The following is a 16,659-nucleotide window of genomic DNA, read 5'->3' as shown; positions in this document are numbered from 1 at the left end:
CATGGGGAGAACCGCTGCAGCATGGGAAAAGGCGATCCGGGCAGCCAGCTCCAGGAACTCGTCTTCGCCAGCGACGCCGCTGTGGATCTCGCCGTCCGTGTCCTGCCAGACGCCTTCGACGAGACCCTCCGTCGGCGGAGCGTCGGGGACAGCGGCGGTGTCGGAGGAGAGGTCTGGCCACACGGACGGGCGCGCGGGGAGCGAGGGCGGCGCGCACCGCGTCGACGGTGTCGCTGGTGAGGCGATGGCAACGTGAAGCGTTGTCAACGTAGATCTCTTCCAGGAGTCCCGCGCAGCCGCTGACGGGTTTGGGACGGGGCGGCGACATGCGCTGCGAGACCGCTCAGAAACCGCCTGGTGAGCTTGCGGTGCCGGCCGGCAACTCAACTCGGCACGCGGCACCGCGTGCGCACTCGCGAGCTCGCGGTGAACCCGGGCACCATCACCCGAATGGACGTATCTAAGCCCAAGTGGCTCGTGGAGGGCGACTAGCTTCGTTTGCGTAGGTAGCCCATATGGCCGAAGGAGGACCGATGACGGGCATGCCCCGGCATTCCGCGGCCCGCGTGGCCGCAGCATTCGGGCTCCTCGCCGCGCAGTCCCTGGCCCTGGGTGTCCTGGGTGCGGGCCCAGCTCACGCTGCCGTGCAGTACTACGAGATCCGCAGCCCGGACGGCAGATGCCTGGCCGTCCCGGGATCCTCCCAGCGCTCCGGCGCGGACGTGGTCCTGTGGGACTGCCTGGGAATCACCGACCAGCGATGGCGAGTCACGGACATCGGTGACACCCCTGTCGGGCAGTTGGAGGACCGTCCGGCCGGCGAGCAGACCGACCACGTCCTCTTCGTCAAACTCCGGGCCCAGCACAGCGACAAGTGCCTCGCTTTGGCGGGGGACCGCTTCGATCCGGGCGTCGACATCGTGCAGGCGGACTGCTCAGACCAGAATCTGAGCACAGAGTGGGGCCTGACCGGACACGGGGACCGCTTCGAGATCGGCAGCGAGCACTGCGTCGGTGTGCCGAGCGGGAAACACCGTAACGGCACCCCCGTCGTCTACCAGGCCTGCACCGAGAGCTCCCCGAAGTGGTTGTTCAAGCCCTGGCAATGACAATGACCTGGGTTGTCTGGTGGCTGGGTCTTCTCGAGCTGCGGGTGCGGGTGCAGGTGCAGGCGCGGGTGATGGTCGGCCGCCCCGCGCGGGGTGGGGAAGCGCCGGCGGGCCTGACGGCCGTGGCAGCAGCCTGCCGGGCGTGGCGGGCTCGCTGTGCAAGGCACGACAGGTCGAGGGGCCCTCACGACGGCTGACGGGGCGCCACGCGTCGGCCGGCTGAATCCACGGGCGCCAAAGCCTCGTCGGCGGCGAGAGGCCGCCCGGAAGCGTGCCGGGCGGCCTCCCTTACGGGGTGCGGTGTCACCGCACCGCGGTCAGGCGAGAGGAATGGCGTCGATCACGCGTTGCGGGACGGTCCACACGCCAGTGGCCGTGTCGGTCGGGGTCCGGCGTCCTTCCGCGACCAGCCAGACGGCCGGGGAATCGGGAGACTTCAGCCGGGTTCCGTCGCCGATCTGAGTGGACAGCGACTGCCAGACACGGTTCGGCACAACCTGCATGGGGACGTTCGCGTACCCGCTGGCCGTCAACTCGTCCATGCTGTGGAAGGCGACCTTCGCCCCACCCACGATCGCTGCCTGGCCCGACGAACCCGCATCCTTGATACGCGTACCGTCGGCGATCCTGGTGGTCATCCCGTCCCACACGCGGACGGGGACGACCTGCCGGGGCTTGACTCCGTAGCCGGCAGCCAGAAGTTCGTCCATCGTGTGGAAGTCGACGCGCGCTCCACCGACCACCGCCGCCTCCGACGTCGACCCACTCTTGGCGATACGCGTACCATCCGCGATCCGCGTCGTCATCCCCTCCCACACCCGAACAGGGACGACCTGCCGGGGCTTGGCTCCATAGCCGGCAGCCAGAAGTTCGTCCATCGTGTGGAAGTCAACGCGCGCTCCACCGACCACCGCCGCCTCCGACGTCGCCCCGCTCTTGGCGATCCTCGTACCGTCGGCGATTCTGGTGGTCATCGCGTCCCACACGCGGACGGGGACGACCTGGCGAGCCTTGGTGTCGTAGCCTGCGTCGTTGCGTTCGGCCTCCGAGTGGAAGTCGACGCGCGCACCGCCGACCACCGCCGCCTCCGACGACCAGCCGCTCTTGGCGATACGCGTACCGTCCGCGATCCGCGTCGTCATCGCGTCCCACACCCGGGCGGGGACGACCTGGCGAGCCTTGGTGTCGTAGCCGGCGTCGTTGCGTTCGGCCTCCGAGTGGAAGTCGACGCGGGCCCCGCCGACGACCGCCGCCTCGGAGGAGGACCCGCTCTTGGCGATACGCGTACCGTCCGCGATTTCTGTCGTGAGCGCGTCCCACACCCTGGCAGGGACGGTCCACGTCGGCTTGTCCCCGAAGCCACAGGCGGTCAACTCGTCCATCGAGGCGAACGGCACCTTCGCCCGCCCGACGATGCCGGCCTGCGACGTGCTGCCTGCCTTCCTTATCCGTGTGCCGTCCGCGATGCGGTCCGGGATGAGGCTGAACGCCCGGGCGGGCAGCGCACGGACCTTGGATGCCCAGTCGGTGCCGAAGCCCGCGTCGATGACCTCCTGCGGCGAGGCGAAGTCGACCCGCGCGCCGCCGATCACCGCGGCGACCGGCGTGGTTCCGCCGGTGCCCTGGATCAGGATGCCGTCGTCGGGCACGTCGGGCCGGATCATGTTGAAGGCGCGCGTCGGCACGGTCCGGACCTTCGACGCCCAGTCAGTGCCGAAGCCCGCGTCGATGACCTCCTGCGGCGAGGCGAAGTTGACGCGCGCGCCGCCGAACATCATCGCCACCGGGGTCGGTACGCCGTTCGCGATGCCCTGGATGAGCGAGCCGTCCGGCGGGATGTCAGCGTGGAACTCGTTGAAGGCCCGACTCGGGATCGCGCGCACCTTCTCACGCCAGTTCGTGCCGTATCCCGTCTCGACGACTTCCTCAGGGGAAGCGAAGTTGATGCGCGAGCCGGCCACGAACATGGCCACCGGCGTCGAAGAGCCGCCACCCGTGCCCTGGACGAGCGTGCCGTCCACCGGGACGGTGCTGATGGAGTTGAACGCGTGGTCCGACACGATGACGACCTTGGACGCCCAGTCCGTGCCGTGGCCCGTGTCGATGACCTCCTGCGGGCTGGCGAAGTTGATCCTCGCGCCGCCGACGGTCTGCGCGACGGGGGTCGCGTTGCCGCCGTTCCAGCCCTGGACGAGGCTCCCGTCGGCGGGGACCTGGTTCATGTGGTCACGGGCGTCGATCGACCAGTCCGAGATCTTCGGGGGCCGGCCGCAGTTGACCGGGGAGTTGCAGTGCGACTGGTGCAGGGGCGCACCGCCCACGTAGATGTACACGCGTCCCCGCTGGTCGATCGCCGACGAGCCGTTGCGGGGTGTCTTCGGTCCCGCGTCGATGACGGACTGGTACGTGGGCCGAGGCGTGGAATCACAGATTCCGCTGTCGCAGGTGGCCTGCCAGACCGGCGCGCCACCGACCATCTTGTAGATGCGCTGGGTGTCCGTGGTGTGCAGAAGTGTGCCGTCGGCCAGGCCGTGAACCGACGTCACGGGCTGGGGCTGCGGCGGGGCGGGCGAGTCCGTGCGACCGGGGGACGATCCCCCGCCCCGGCCGATGGGCTGGGTGACGGTCTTGAATCCCTCGCTCTTCGGAAGCTGTAGCCAGAGGGCGGATTCGTGACCCACCAGGAGCTCGAGACCATCGTTGCACCCCGCCGGGGACCAGGTGCGCGTCATGTAGACGCGTTCGGTGAAGATCCCGAAGTAGACGTAGGTGATCTCATGGGGAGGGGACGTGATGTTGGTCTGCAGACCCACCGAGCTGGTCCACGACGACTTGGCGCTGATGCTGAGCTCGGTGTTGATCTTGCCGACGAAGTAATCCGCATCCATGCCGACGGTGAGCTGGGCGCCGACCTCGAGGGTGTCGGATTTCGTGACGGTTATCTGGAGGTTGCCTCCTGGCGCCACCCGCCAAGGCCCCTCGGCCTCCTTGAAGTCCTCGTAGTGCCCTTCGACCCGCCAGGGACTCGGGCCGCAGACGACCGGCAGGGGCAGGGGCAGATCGTCGGCCTGCGCGGCTGGTGGCGTCGTGGCCACGAGCCCGCCGGCCGCCAGCATGACGGTCAGCGCTGTGAGCGTCGACCGTAGCCTCTGTCTGAGCATGGTGCCTTCCTTCTCCGATGAGGTGATGGTGCACGTCCCGCGAACGGGAAGACTTCGGGTGAGCCATGGGGAGTGGTCGACCTGCGCACAGCACAGGACTTGAGCGGACGGCGTGAAGCTGAGGAGTCGACGACTGGTGAGGCGACACACGTCTACGGGGACGACTCCGCGTCTCGCGTCTCGCGTCTCGCCGGTCCTGCGGCAGACCACAACAGAAGTGCCAGCGGCCTTCCGGCTGTCGCCGGCGGGAAGCCGCCGAGAAGTTGCCTCGGCCCGCGGTCGGGGTCCTTGCTCCACGGGACGCAGGCGTACGGGACGTTGTCGCCCCGGTACTGAGCGGCCCTCGATCGCAGAGGAACAACGGCCTTTCTGCGGAACCCGCCACGGTCCGGGGGCAGGGCGAGGCCCTGCACAGGCTCGCTCGTCAGGCGTACCGGGCTCCGCGTCCGCGCAATCCGTCAGACTCCCCAGCTCGGCGGTGAACCCGACGCAAGTGGTGCCAGGACCGGCAGGGGTCGGCCTCGGCCTCCGTCGCGCTCGCCGCCGGCCCGGCTTCGTGAATGCCTCGCGTCAGTACGAGGCTGTCGGGGAGCAACGGGTCGCCCACGCTTGGAGCCTCCGGCGCTTCCTGGGCGCGGTCATCGAACGCACCCGTGAGACCGGAGAACAGCGTGCTGCCCGGCAGCCTGCAGCCCGGCAGATGTTCGTGCTCCAGCCGCCCGATCGGAACGGTCGCCTTCGACATGCAGATCCCCCGTCGTACCCCGTACCCCGTGCCCCGTAGTCGCCGTGATCGTACCCGCGCGCGAGAAGTGGGGGGCGGGATGGGAGGACGGCAGGAGGCCTGGCGCCCTGGCGAACGCCGCCCGGACCGCATTCCTGTGTGACAAGGAACAGACCTTTCTGCCGCCCGGCTGCCCCTGCATCCGGGTCCTCCCAACGGCCGGTACAGTCGGCCAAGGACGCCGCACCCAGGGGCACTTCGGACGCCACGCGCAGGGCACTTCCGATGCCATACCGGCTCTCCGACCAGCAGGCCCGGTCAGCGCAACCAGTTTCGTCCGGACCGGCCGACGGGTCCCAGCCTTTCGAAAAGCATCGAAAGAATGGCCCAGGCAGGCATCGCGTGCGCTCCTCCCAGGCGCCTCCCTGAGGTAGGTGCCGGCTTCAGTGCCCGAACTCAATGGTCTGAGCGAGGACGACGTATTCACTGGTCTGACTGCGTGTAGTCGTCGGTCGTCCGTGCACAGGCCGGTTACGGTCATCCCGCCTGGGAGCGGGCCGGTGCGGTCCGTAGACGGGTGGCCTGGTCGCGGTTGCGGGCCCGGGCAGCCCTGCGCTCCCCGGCCTCGGCGAGTATCGCGGCTCTGGCTTCCTCTCCGGCGTCGAACGCCGCCGGAGAGAAGCGGTCGCTGGCTCTGACGTGCTTCTCCCAGTCGTCCTGCCAGAACTCCACCGTCCAGCCCGGCCACAACTCGGGTACCTGGTAAGCCTGTGGCGAGGAGTAGAGGGACCACCAGCTCAGATGGCGGTGTTCCGGGTCGAGGTGGATGCCGGAGTTGACGTGCAGGCGGCAGACTCCGTGCCCGGGGGCGGCTGCCAGGCGGTCGAGCAGGGCGGCGCCCTCGCTGACGGGGTGGTCGAAGGCGTCAGAGGCGACGTGGCAGCGGCCGGTGCTGACCGTGATCACCACACCGCCCGGGTCGGGCCCGGCCAGGTCCTCGTCGTCGGGACCGAGGAGCAGGGCCAAGGACGGGGCCGAATCGCGGCAGCGGACGTACTCGGGGTCCAGCCCGACGTACTCACGCAGTTCGGCGGAGCCGTCGTACAGCCAGCGGACCTCCCAGCCCGGCCACGCGGCCGCGATGAGCTCGAACATGGCCGCGCGGTGGCGGAGCTCAGTACTCGGCCCTTCCCAGGCGAAGAACAGGAGCACCTTCCGGCCGAGGTCGAGCAGTATCCCGCCCTGGGCCATGGTCTCGTCCAACCACCAGCCGTCCTGGCGGAGTCCGGGAAGCATGGCGAGAACCGCGCTCGGCCCTTCCAGCAGGTCGAGGTCGATTCCGACCGCCCAGCCGGTCCGGTACAGCTCATGTGTCCCGTTCTCGCGGACCACGACGACGTTGGCTCTGTCTCCCATGGGGTCAGGATGATCGGGCATTACGCTGTCGGCCAGCCGTTTTCGGCGGCTTCGCCGGCTCCGGTGATCAGTGGCCAAAGGCGTGCCGTCATGGTGGGGCCGGACGTGTGGTCACGCTCCATGGAGTGGACGGTCCTGCGGATCCATGCGCCGGCGGCGGCGCGCGCCGCCGTGCGACGGCCGCCTGACGTGGACGCGAGACCGACGCTGAACGCCCGGAGCGGAGCGAAGGGGAGCGAAGGGGAGCGAACGGGAGCGAAGGGGAGCGAACGGGAGCCGAGTGGACTCTTCCCGTCAGGTCAGGTTCTGGACGAGGGTGGTGCCGGTGCCGTTGTCGGCGATCGCCGGGGTGCCGGTGCCGCGTGCGGTGAGGTCGTTGCCGACGAGCCAGGTGCCGGTGGAACCCGCCATCACGCCGATCGCCGCGCCCGAGGTGCCGCCGACGACCTGGTCGACGGTCGTGGACTGGACGAAGGTGCCGGTCGCGTTGCCGCCGACGCGTACGGCGTAGGTGGTGGCGCCGGTGATGCGGTTGCCGCGCAGGGTGGCTCCGTTGACACCCGCGCTGATGCCGTACCCGGTGGTGGTGGTGACGGTGTTGTCGGCGACGAGCGTGCCGGTGGCGCCGCTGTCGACGCCGATGCCGTCGCCCTGGATGTTCGACACGCTGTTGCCGGTGACCAGCGCGTTCGGCGAGTTCTGGACGTGGATGCCCTGGCTGTTGCCGGTGGCGGTGAGCCGTAGGGTGGCGCTGACGGTGTTGCGGGCGATGGTGAGGCCGTCGGTCTGGGTGGCGTAGATGCCGGCCTCGCCCTTCACGGACTCGACGGTGTTGCCGACGACGGCCAGGTCGCGGTGGCGGGCGCCGCCCGTGGGTACGGTCACGGAGATGCCGCCGCTGCCCTCCACTCCGCGCACGGTGTTCCCGGAGACGGTGATGCCGCTGAGGGCGTTGCCCTGGGGCGAATTGAGGTAGATGCCGTGCAGGGCGATGCCGGTGAGGGTGTTGTCGGCGATGACCGAGTCCTGCCAGTCGGCGGCGCGGATGCCGAAGGCACCGCTCCGCTCGACCGTGTTGGCGATGACCCGGATGCGCCGGTGGTGGACACCCTTGGCGCCCCAGTGGTCCCCGCACAGGGCGCCGAAGGGCCCGGTGGTGGTACCGGCGCGCAGCGTGCAGCCGGTGATGAGGATGTCCTCGCACGGGGTGGCGTCGTAGCCGGGTGCCGGGAGGTTGCCCTCGGTGGCGCAGGTGATCTGGATGGCTTCCTTGGTGGTGAGGCTTGCCCCGTCACCGGGGTGGTGGCCGTCGAAGACACAGTCGACGACGGCCGCGTCGCGGACCGCGTTGAGTTCGATGGCGTGCGCGGAGGGGGTGTCGAGGAAGGTGCAGTCCTTCACCAGGACGCCGGAGCAGTGGGCGAAGCCGATGGCGTCGCTCTGCTTGCTGAACAGCGCCCCTCGCATGTCCCAGGTGCCGCCGAGGACGGCGATGTCGCCGGCGCCCTCGTAGCCGTAGACGGGTGTCACGGAGTCGAAGTTCTTCAGCAGGGCACCGCTGTCCTTGATGCGGACGATCCGGGCGCCGTACGCGGAGACGGTGGTGCCCGCACCGAGGACGAGGCTCGTGCCGATCGGGTACGTGCCGGGCGGGACCAGCAGCGTGGCCCCGCCGGGTACGTCCCTGACCGCGGCGAGGGCGGCCTGGAAGGCGGCCGTGTCGTCGGTGGCACCGTCGCCCTTGGCACCGTGAGCGGTGACGTCGACGACGACACCTCGGCCGGCGGCCGCCGCGGGCGTGGCCCCCAGCACCGCCCCGCCGCCCCATGCCGCCACGAACGCGCCCATGCCCCGCATCACCGTACGGCGTTCCATCAGCCACTCCCCCGTCGTCGACGTACCGGAGGAGCGTACGTCAGAGCCTGTGCGAGCGCGCGGCGGGTCAGCGGTGCGGGCGGGCGGTGCGGGTCGGCGGTGCGGGAGGGCGCGGCGCGGGTCGGCGGTGCGGGTCGGCGGCGCGGGTGGGCGGCGCGGGTGGGCGCGGACGCGACCGGACCAGCGCGCTGCTCGCGTCGCCGCGGAAGACCCGGCCGCGGAAGACCCCGCCGGGGACGGGCAGATCAGCGGAGCGGGTTCGGTCCCGGCGAGAGCGCGCCCAGGATCTTGCATGATGAACCGCATGAACACGGAAACCTGTGACCCGGTGGAGTTGGCGACCCTCCGCGAGGTCATCGCGTCGTACCCCGAGGCAGCACCGCCGGCCGGCTGGGAGGCGGTGCGGTCCTTCGAGGCGGAGCACGCCGTCGTACTCCCCGAGCCGTACCGCACGTTCGCGGCCGAGATCAGCGACGGACTGCGCGCCGGACCGCCCGACTACGGCCTGCTGCCCCTCGCGCAGACGCCTCCGGACTGGGGCGCGAGCCGCCCCGAACGTCTGCTCGCCGAGCCGTTCCCCCTCACGGAGGCGTGGCTCTGGGAGGACGACGAGACCGAACTGTCGGAGGAGGAGTTCGCCGCCCGGACGAACGCCGTGTTCGACCACGGTTCGCTGCTGCTGGGCACCGACGGCTGCGGCATGTACTGGCACCTCGTCGTCAGCGGCCCGCAGCGCGGCCAGGTCTGGCAGATCGCCGGCGAGGGCGCGATACCGTTCGGCACCCACTCTCCCGACGCCCTGATGCCCGGCACTCCCGGTTTCACCGGGTGGGTGACGCACTGGGCCGAGGGCCGCCCGTGGTTCGCGGACGCTTGAGCCGTGCCCCCGGCCTTCCAAGGTGGCCGGGCCGGCCCACGCGGCCCCCGGCCCCACGGGGCCCCCGGGCCCACGGGCCCACGGGCCCACGGGCCCACGGGCCCACGGGCCCATGGGCGCCCAAGTAATCAGGCACGCCCAGATCCTGACATCGCGTAGGAACGCACCTGGATACGCAACCACCGCCTGCGAAAACAGCGTCGGGCACTACGCTGACGCCTTTGAGGACGCACAGGAAAGAGCGGGAAGGCACCCATGGATCCGGCAGTCATCGGCACCCGCCTCGCGTCGGGCGCGCTCGGCCCGCTGCTGCGGAAGCTGTTCGCCGCCGACGGGCCGGGCGCCGGCCTTCCCGGCCAGGCCCGACGCGTACGCCTGTCCTCACTCGTCTCGTTCCGCGGCGAGAAGCGCACCCTGACCGAGAAGGACGTCCGCCGCCTCGCCGCGACCCTGGTGGAGCGGGCGGCCGCGGGGCCGGGCGAGCAGCCGTTCCCCGCCGACGAGTCCGAGGCCGTCACCGACGCCCTGGCGGCCACCCTCCTCGCCCTCGGCGACCTCGACATGGACGACGTCCAGGCCGTGGCGCTCGGCCACGAGGCCCTGGCTGCGCGCCTGCGCGCTGCCGCGCCGTGCCCCGACGGCCTGGCCACCGCGTCGCTGCACTTCCTGGACGCGGTCACCGTCTGGGCGTGCCGTCACATCCTGGAGTTCTTCACCCAGCGCTCCGCCTTCGTCCCCCGTACCCTCGTGGAGCAGTCCCGCGGCCAGTCGGCGCTCCACGCCAAGGCCGACGTCCTCCTCGCCCGCCTTCCCCACCCCGACGTGCGGGACGCCGACTTCGAGCGCCGCTACCTCGCGCACCTGGCGAAGAAGCACGGCCGGCTCGTCATCTACGGCATCGACCTGCACCACTCGCCGGACCAGTGGCCGCTCGACACGGCGTATCTGTCGCTGGAGGCGACGGCGCCGGGATCGGTGGACGGATCCTTCCAGGACGGCGAGGAGTGGTTCCGGACCGGCGACGCCACCGGGCAAGGGCCGTCCCTGGACGGCTTCGCCTACCCCACGCCTCCTGAAAGCAGTGCCGTACGCGCCGACCTCGCTCTCGCCCGGCACGACCGGATCCTGCTGCGAGGCCTCGCCGGTTCCGGCAAGACGACCCTCGTCCAGTGGCTGACCGTGTCCGCGGCGACCGGACACCAGGCCGAGGGCATGGCCTACCTCCACGGCCGCGTCCCCTTCGTCCTGCCCCTGCGAGCCCTCACCCGGCACGGTGAGCGGCTGCCCGCCGCCGCGCAGTTCCTCTCCGCCTCCGGCTGTCCCCTCACCGCGCCCGACGGCTGGGTCGACCGGGTCCTCACCTCCGGCCGCGGCCTGGTCCTGGTGGACGGCATCGACGAGATTCCGGAGGCCGAACGCGGCCGGGCCCGCCAGTGGCTGCGCGACCTGCTCGCCGCGTACGGGGACGGCAACCGCTGGCTCGTGACCTCGCGGCCCAGCGCGGTGGGCGACGCGTGGCTGGCCGCGGACGGTTTCACCGAGCTCACCCTGTCCCCCATGACGCGCACCGAGGTGACCACCTTCGTACGCCGCTGGCACCAGGCCGCCGGCCCGGCCGCCGCACCGTACGAGCAGCCGCTGCTCGACGCCCTTCGTACCACCGAGGACGTCGCCCGGCTCGCCACCAATCCCCTGATGTGCGGCCTCATCTGTGCCCTCCACCGGGACCGCCGCGGCTTCCTGCCGCGCGGCCGCAAGGCGCTGTACGAGGCTGCCCTGTCCATGCTGCTCAGCCGCCGCGACCGCGAACGGGACATGGGCAGCCCGACGGGCGTCGAACTGGGCGAGGCCCCGCAGATCCAGCTCGTCCAGCGGCTCGCGTACTGGCTGGCCCTCAACGGGCGCACCCAGATGGACCGCCGTCACGCCGAGTCGCTCGTCCGCTCCGCCGTGCCCGCCGTCCAGGAGGCCTCGGCGTACGACCCTGGGGCGGTCTTCACCCATCTCCTCCAGCGCAGCGGTCTGCTGCGCGAGCCGACCGCCGACACGGTCGACTTCGTCCACCGCACCTTCCAGGACTACCTGGCCGCCAAGGCGTTGGTCGAGCAGTGGGACATCGGTGTCCTCGCCGCCCACGCGGAGGACGACCAGTGGGAGGACGTCATCCGCATGGCGCTGGGCCATGCGCGTCCCCGCGAGTGCGCCGAGCTCCTGGACGAGCTCATGAAGGCCGCCGACCGCGTCGAGGACCGTCGAGGCCAGCAGCGCATCCTGGTGCTCGCCGTCTCCGCCCTCGACCAGGTGACAGAGGTGGCTCCGCACGTGCGGCAGGCGGTCCTGGACCGCGCCTCGGCGGTCTTTCCGCCCCGGACGCAGCAGGAGGCGAGGGTTCTGGGCGAGGTGGGCCGCCTCGCCCTCGACCTGCTGTCCGGTCCGGAGGGCCTCGGCGACGAGGAGGCGCTGATGATGGTGACGGCCGCCAGCCACATCCGGACCGACGCGGCGATCCCCTACCTCGCCCGGTTCGCCGGGCATCCGTCCCTCAGCGTCCGGTCCCAGCTGATCTGGTCGTGGCACCGCTTCGAGAGCCGGGCGTACGCCGAAGAGGTGGTCGCGCGGCTCGACCCGAGCCGGCTCCGCTACTTCGTCGCCAACGACGAGCACGCCGGTGAACTGCTCCGGATCGGCCTCCGGCCCGCCCTGCTGGAGATCGCCGAAGGGGTCTCCGACCCGTCCCTCGCCGAGCTCCTCGGCGCCTGCGACCCCGTCCAGCTCCGCATGCGGCGCGGCGGCAGCCGACCGGACCTGTCGGCACTCACCTCGCTGACCCGGCTGACGTCCCTCGTCCTCGGTCTGGACCCCGACGCCCGCTGGTCCACCGCCGACCTGCCCGCACGCGCCCCGGTCGAACACCTGGAACTGCCGCCCGTCTGGCCCGAGGACGGTCTCGAAACCCTCGCCCGGTTCCGCGAACTGACCTCGCTCAACCTGTGGCGCGCGCCCGTCGCCGACGCCGGCGCATGGCGCTCACTCGCCACGCTCCCCAGCGTGCGCGTCCTCGCGCTCGACCGGATGGACCTTCCCTCATGCCCGGACGGCCTCGTCCTGGACACGGTGAGGACGGTCCGCCTCGTGCACGACGGCACGGCGACGACGGGCGAGATCACCGCGGTCTTTCCCGGCGTGGAACGCATCGAACTGGTCGACTCCCGGGACCAGGTCCAGCACCTCACTCCCTAGGGAACCGCGCCGTTCGATCGTAGGGCGAGTGTCGGCCGAGGCGGTTGACGACGCTTGCTGAAGTCGTCCACCCCCTGCTCGGGGGTGACCCCGACCTGCTCGATGGACCTCCCCACTCACAGGCTCGCTGACCTGTGGTCGGACGTCACCTCCGCCTGCCGACCGCCAGGCCCGAGGTGACCGACCGGCGCGCGTTCTGCACGGCGCTGAACTGCCGGGGTACCGAATGGGGGGGAAAGAGGCTTCATGAGGATGCAGCGGGGCCCGGTCACGGTCATCACGGAAGCGTCGTACCCGGTTCTCGCGTAGATACGTGGGTTCCGGATCACTTTCCGCAGCTGAGCTGGCAGGCCGTCACTGACGGTGTCGGCGCAGGGTGGCGGTCACGCGGCGAGGAGCACACGTGTGCGGAGCCGTGGCGCGAGCGATCTCATCAGCGACTTCCGGGTCGGTGAACTCCACCTGTCGCCCCCGCCAGGCCGAGCGCCGGACGGTGCAGGCCACCTGGCACGATGGCGCCATGGCTATCGGCACGTCCCCTTTCCTTCCCGGTCCCGCAGGTGCTGCCGCCCACGCGCGTGACTTGCACGACTGCCCGGACGCTCACCTGGGCGCGCCGCCCGTGCTCGTCGCCCCGTACCCGCCCGGGGCCGGCCGCGTGACCCGGCGTGAGGCGTTGCGGCCGGTGTACGACGCGGTGGCCGCCGAGCTCGGCGAGCCGACTTTGTACGGAGGTTCAGCCGCCGGCCCGAGCGTGCGCTGGCACACCGGGCAGCACGTGGTGCTGCTTGCGGGCAGCCCGCAGGGCGCCACGCTATCGGTGCACACGGCGTCGGACCTGCACGGACGGGAGTACGCCACCGTGGAGTCCGGTTCGGTCGGCTGGCGGCGGGACGAGCCGCACGGCTTCGACGCGCTGCCCTACCTCTGGCTGCTGCACCGGGGGCCTGAGCGCAGCTGGCCGGCCTTCCGCTGGGACGGCCACCACACGGCCGCCTCATGGGAGCACCTCGAGGCCTCGCTCGAACTGCTCCTGGACTCGTGGATGGAACAGCTGCCGGTGCAACTGCCGGGCGACTGGGCGTCCTTCGTCGTCGGGTGCTCGCGGGACTGGCCGCGGCACCTGCGGGTCGGTTACAGCCAGGACCGGGGGCAGTTGTCGCTGATGGTGGATCACCGGACCACGGCCGAGGAGCCGGGCCTGGAGGAGGTCATGCGCGAGCGGGGCTGGCAGGAGCGCGACGGCGGCTGGTGGCGAGCCGTGTTCGCCGACGAGGACCCCTCGGCGGCGAGGTCCGCGGCACGGCTCCTGGTCGCCGACGTCCGCGGCCGTGGTTCGGTCTGTCCGGACGAGCTGGTCGCCTGGGAGCTGACGGTCAACGACCACGGCCGCCTGTGGCTGCCGGGCATCGGCATGCCGGTGAACTGAACTCCGCCCGACGCTTCACCGGGCGCTCCGCGCCTAGCCGATGTGCGTCTTGACCTGCTCGTAGACCGTCTGGTCGCCGTGCAGGTCACTGTGGCCCAGGCAGGCGGTGACGGTGTTGACGGCACCGGAGAGTGCCACGCTCTCGCTGGGGCTGATGATCATGTCGCACGGTGAGCGCCAGGTGGCGTAACGGGCGGAACCGGGAGTCTCGTCACCGGCGTTGAGCGAGTTCAGGAACTCGGATCCCGGTCGCATCTCCACACACGGAGCGCCTCCGCACCAACGCGCGGCGTCCGTCCCGTGGTTGGGTCCCGCCAGGGAAACCCATGCGTCGACCTTGGCCGCGCCCTCGAGGTTCCTGAGGTAGTAGCGGGAGGACAGGGCGCCCATGGAATGGGTGACGAGGTCGACCTTGGTCGCGCCGGTGCGGTGCAGGACCCGGTCGATCTCCTCTGCGAGCCGTGCGGCGGTGGTGGTGTTGGACTGCGTGGCGTCGTACGTCCACCGATCGAGGTGGTCGGCGGGCCATCCGTCGGCCTGGAAGCGGTCGGCCATGGTCCGCCACGTGGCACCGTCGGAGTTCCAGCCGTGGACGAAGACGATGGGGTCGGGGCCCGCGGCCCGGTGCCGGCCGTCGGCCGCGGACCCGGACACGGCGCCGGCTGTGACGGCGACGGGCGCAGCAGCGGTGGCGGCAGACGCGGCGGTGGCGGCGGCAGACGCGGCGGTGGCGGTGCCGGCGGGAAGTGCGGGCGCGAGTGCGAGGAGGAGCAACAGGCTCCGCGACAGAATCCTGATCATCCGCGCTTTGTAGCGCGCCGGTGACAGAAGCGGCAGGTCCCGGCGTGCAGCCTCACCCGACCGGTGGCGGTGTTTCACCGCAGAAACGTGACAGCCCGACGGTAGGACGGACTCCGACGACAGTGCGGCCGGGTCCCAGGCCTCGCCAACGGGAAGGTCCCAGGGGTGTGCTGCGGCGGCGGGCGCCGTGAGGCGGGCATGCGTTCGTCAGGACAGCAGATCCAGCAGCGCGGCGCCCTTGTCGGTGAGCTGGAGCCGGACCTCGCGGCCGCGGCGCGCGCGCCGCAGCAGGCCCGCGCGCACGAGCTGGCCGCAGTGGTACGTGGCCGTGCTGACCGTGACGTGTGCGTGCTGGGCGGTCTCCGACACCGACGGCTGTCGGTGGGCGTCGCGGAGGATCGCTGCGCGGACCGGGCCGAGGACCAGGCCCAATGTGTCGGAGGCCGTACGGCGCTCCGCCTCCGCGCACTCGGTCAGCCTCCCCAGTCCGGGCAGCGGGTAGCCGATCCAGATGAGGTCCGGGGCCTCGGCGCTGTACGCACAGGCCGAGAACCCCGAGGCGAGCGGTGCCAGGACCAGACGGCGTCGGCCGGGGCCCACGTGGTGCGAGGGACAGGCGTGGGGAAGCTCCAGCAGGCCGTCGGCGTAATGGACGGCGGCGCCCAGGGTGTTGAGCATCGCGTCGAGACCTCCCGTCACGGCGGCGACTCCGACGCGTTCCGCTTCGCGGAGGAACAGTCCGTCCGCCCGCCGCCATAACGGGGAGAAGCCGGACCAGACCGAGTTCGCCAGCCGTCGGTAGGCGTCGACGAAGCTGCGGGGACGGTCGGAGATCTTCCGCCAGGGTTCGGGGACGGCGTCGCCGAACCGCTGGGCGATCTCCTGCTGAAGCACATCGGCGTCGAGGGCGTCCAGCTCGTCCTCGACCGCCGTCGTGCTCGCCGCGGGCCCGGCGTCGTGAACCCCTCGCACGAGCGCGAGGCTGTCGGGGAACCACGGGGCACCCGAAGTGAGTAGAGGCCGCAACAGGGCGGCGTCGCCAGGCCGAGCCGTCTCCCGGACGCCCCGGCGCCATGCCTCCGGCATGCCCTGGGGCCGGTCACCGAAGACACCCGTGAGGACGGAGAACAGTGTCGTTCCGGGATGCCGGCTGACCGACAGATGCACGTGCTCCAGCCGCCCGATCGGAACGGTCGCGCTCTTCGACATGCAGCCCCCGCAGTACTGCGATACCCCCGCTTCTTCCTCGCGATCGTATCCGCGGGCGGGAGGAAGAAGGGCATCGTCGGAGGACTCCGGCGCGCCGCCGAAGTCCCCCTCGTCGCATGGCATCCGTGGCGTCAGCGCTGTCCGGCACACCGCCGGGCGGCTCAGGTCAGGCGCTGCCCGTCCACGCCACGTACAGGTGGTAGGTGATCTCGCCGGCGCTCCTGCACTCGTAGACGAACCAGTACTGGTTGCGGACGCCGTTCTGCCCCGCGTTGTTGCACTGGTACCACGCGATCTCCCGGGTGTAGCCGTGGAAGGTGCGGTGGTACACCAGGTTGTAGTCGGCGGCCGAGGCGCTGGAGGCGCTGGAGGTACCAGGGGCGCTGGAGGTACCAGGGGTACTGGAGGCGCTGACGGCGCTGACGGCCGTGGGCCGGGCCGTGATGGCGTCCGACGTCTGGGCCGTCGCGGGGCTCGCGAGCCCGCCGATCGACAGCACGCCTGCCGCCAGGGCGACCGCAGCCCGGGCCGAATTTCTACGTAACAAGGTCATACACCTTTCATCCGCCTGGATGCCCCCGCATCCAGGTCCGACGACGGCCGGACCGTGCGCCGCCAACGACACGTGGGCGACGGCGCGTTCGGGCGGCATCGGCTTTCCGTCCGGTTGCCCCGGCCGACGCGTCCAGTCTGTCCAGGCCGGTCGGCGGCTCCCAGCCTTTCGAATACCCTCGAAACGGCCCCGCCGGCCAGGAGAGCTCCTCTGGGTAAGGTCAAGGCATGCCAGCCGTGTGCAGGGACGTCATGCGGAACGGGGA

Annotated in this window: 10 protein-coding genes; 4 read left to right on the top strand and 6 right to left on the bottom strand. The window is 71.2% G+C overall.

All coding sequences use genetic code 11. The features are described 5' to 3' along the window. Window positions 1–533: 533 nt before the first annotated feature. Window positions 534–1,109 (top strand): RICIN domain-containing protein, encoded by a 576-nt coding sequence (locus tag ACFWJO_RS06445; RefSeq protein WP_386863678.1) that lies wholly within the window; start codon window positions 534–536, stop codon window positions 1,107–1,109. 317 nt (window positions 1,110–1,426) lie between these two features. On the opposite strand, the gene ACFWJO_RS06440 is transcribed toward ACFWJO_RS06445, so the two are convergent. From ACFWJO_RS06440 to ACFWJO_RS06430, 3 genes are all read right to left on the bottom strand, one after another. Next, the gene (locus ACFWJO_RS06440; protein WP_386863677.1) at window positions 1,427–4,567 is read right to left on the bottom strand and encodes a hypothetical protein; all 3,141 of its coding nucleotides are present in this window, start codon (window positions 4,565–4,567) and stop codon (window positions 1,427–1,429) included. Between the two features lie 964 nt (window positions 4,568–5,531). Next, window positions 5,532–6,410, bottom strand: coding sequence for a hypothetical protein (locus ACFWJO_RS06435; RefSeq protein ID WP_386863676.1), 879 nt, complete (start codon window positions 6,408–6,410; stop codon window positions 5,532–5,534). A gap of 294 nt (window positions 6,411–6,704) precedes the next feature. Then, the gene (locus tag ACFWJO_RS06430) at window positions 6,705–8,285 is read right to left on the bottom strand and encodes a right-handed parallel beta-helix repeat-containing protein (RefSeq protein WP_386863675.1); all 1,581 of its coding nucleotides are present in this window, start codon (window positions 8,283–8,285) and stop codon (window positions 6,705–6,707) included. Window positions 8,286–8,577: 292 nt separating this feature from the next. Here ACFWJO_RS06430 and ACFWJO_RS06425 point away from each other — a divergent pair, with 292 nt between their 5' ends. The 3 genes from ACFWJO_RS06425 (at window position 8,578) to ACFWJO_RS06415 (ending at window position 13,831) form a co-directional block, all read left to right on the top strand. Beyond that, window positions 8,578–9,162, top strand: a complete 585-nt coding sequence (locus ACFWJO_RS06425; protein ID WP_386863674.1) for an SMI1/KNR4 family protein — start codon at window positions 8,578–8,580, stop codon at window positions 9,160–9,162. Between the two features lie 255 nt (window positions 9,163–9,417). Beyond that, the gene (locus ACFWJO_RS06420) at window positions 9,418–12,402 is read left to right on the top strand and encodes an NACHT domain-containing protein (protein ID WP_386863673.1); all 2,985 of its coding nucleotides are present in this window, start codon (window positions 9,418–9,420) and stop codon (window positions 12,400–12,402) included. 520 nt (window positions 12,403–12,922) lie between these two features. After that, the gene (locus ACFWJO_RS06415; protein WP_386863672.1) at window positions 12,923–13,831 is read left to right on the top strand and encodes a hypothetical protein; all 909 of its coding nucleotides are present in this window, start codon (window positions 12,923–12,925) and stop codon (window positions 13,829–13,831) included. A gap of 33 nt (window positions 13,832–13,864) precedes the next feature. Here ACFWJO_RS06415 and ACFWJO_RS06410 read toward each other — a convergent pair whose 3' ends face one another. The 3 genes from ACFWJO_RS06410 to ACFWJO_RS06400 all read right to left on the bottom strand — a co-directional run bounded on the left by ACFWJO_RS06410 (window position 13,865) and on the right by ACFWJO_RS06400 (window position 16,394). Continuing rightward, the gene (locus ACFWJO_RS06410; protein ID WP_386863671.1) at window positions 13,865–14,632 is read right to left on the bottom strand and encodes an esterase/lipase family protein; all 768 of its coding nucleotides are present in this window, start codon (window positions 14,630–14,632) and stop codon (window positions 13,865–13,867) included. A gap of 207 nt (window positions 14,633–14,839) precedes the next feature. Further along, window positions 14,840–15,604 (bottom strand): hypothetical protein, encoded by a 765-nt coding sequence (locus tag ACFWJO_RS06405; protein WP_386863670.1) that lies wholly within the window; start codon window positions 15,602–15,604, stop codon window positions 14,840–14,842. 403 nt (window positions 15,605–16,007) lie between these two features. Beyond that, window positions 16,008–16,394: a hypothetical protein gene (locus ACFWJO_RS06400; RefSeq protein WP_386863669.1), complete on the bottom strand. Its 387-nt coding sequence runs from the start codon at window positions 16,392–16,394 to the stop codon at window positions 16,008–16,010. Between the last annotated feature and the right edge of the window lie 265 nt (window positions 16,395–16,659).

This window comes from Streptomyces sp. NPDC127092 (assembly GCF_042722475.1).
In the GTDB taxonomy this organism is placed as follows: domain Bacteria; phylum Actinomycetota; class Actinomycetes; order Streptomycetales; family Streptomycetaceae; genus Streptomyces.
The sequence above is the reverse complement of the archived record's forward strand: the minus strand, read 5'-3'. Positions and strand labels throughout refer to the sequence as shown.

Coding starts and splice junctions, on each gene's coding strand:
- ACFWJO_RS06445 (WP_386863678.1), top strand. CDS start 534: ATGACGGGCATGCCCCGGCATTCCGCGGCCCGCGTGGCCGCAGCATTC.
- ACFWJO_RS06435 (WP_386863676.1), bottom strand. CDS start 6,410: ATGGGAGACAGAGCCAACGTCGTCGTGGTCCGCGAGAACGGGACACAT.
- ACFWJO_RS06430 (WP_386863675.1), bottom strand. CDS start 8,285: ATGGAACGCCGTACGGTGATGCGGGGCATGGGCGCGTTCGTGGCGGCA.
- ACFWJO_RS06425 (WP_386863674.1), top strand. CDS start 8,578: ATGATGAACCGCATGAACACGGAAACCTGTGACCCGGTGGAGTTGGCG.
- ACFWJO_RS06420 (WP_386863673.1), top strand. CDS start 9,418: ATGGATCCGGCAGTCATCGGCACCCGCCTCGCGTCGGGCGCGCTCGGC.
- ACFWJO_RS06415 (WP_386863672.1), top strand. CDS start 12,923: ATGGCTATCGGCACGTCCCCTTTCCTTCCCGGTCCCGCAGGTGCTGCC.
- ACFWJO_RS06410 (WP_386863671.1), bottom strand. CDS start 14,632: ATGATCAGGATTCTGTCGCGGAGCCTGTTGCTCCTCCTCGCACTCGCG.
- ACFWJO_RS06400 (WP_386863669.1), bottom strand. CDS start 16,394: ATGACCTTGTTACGTAGAAATTCGGCCCGGGCTGCGGTCGCCCTGGCG.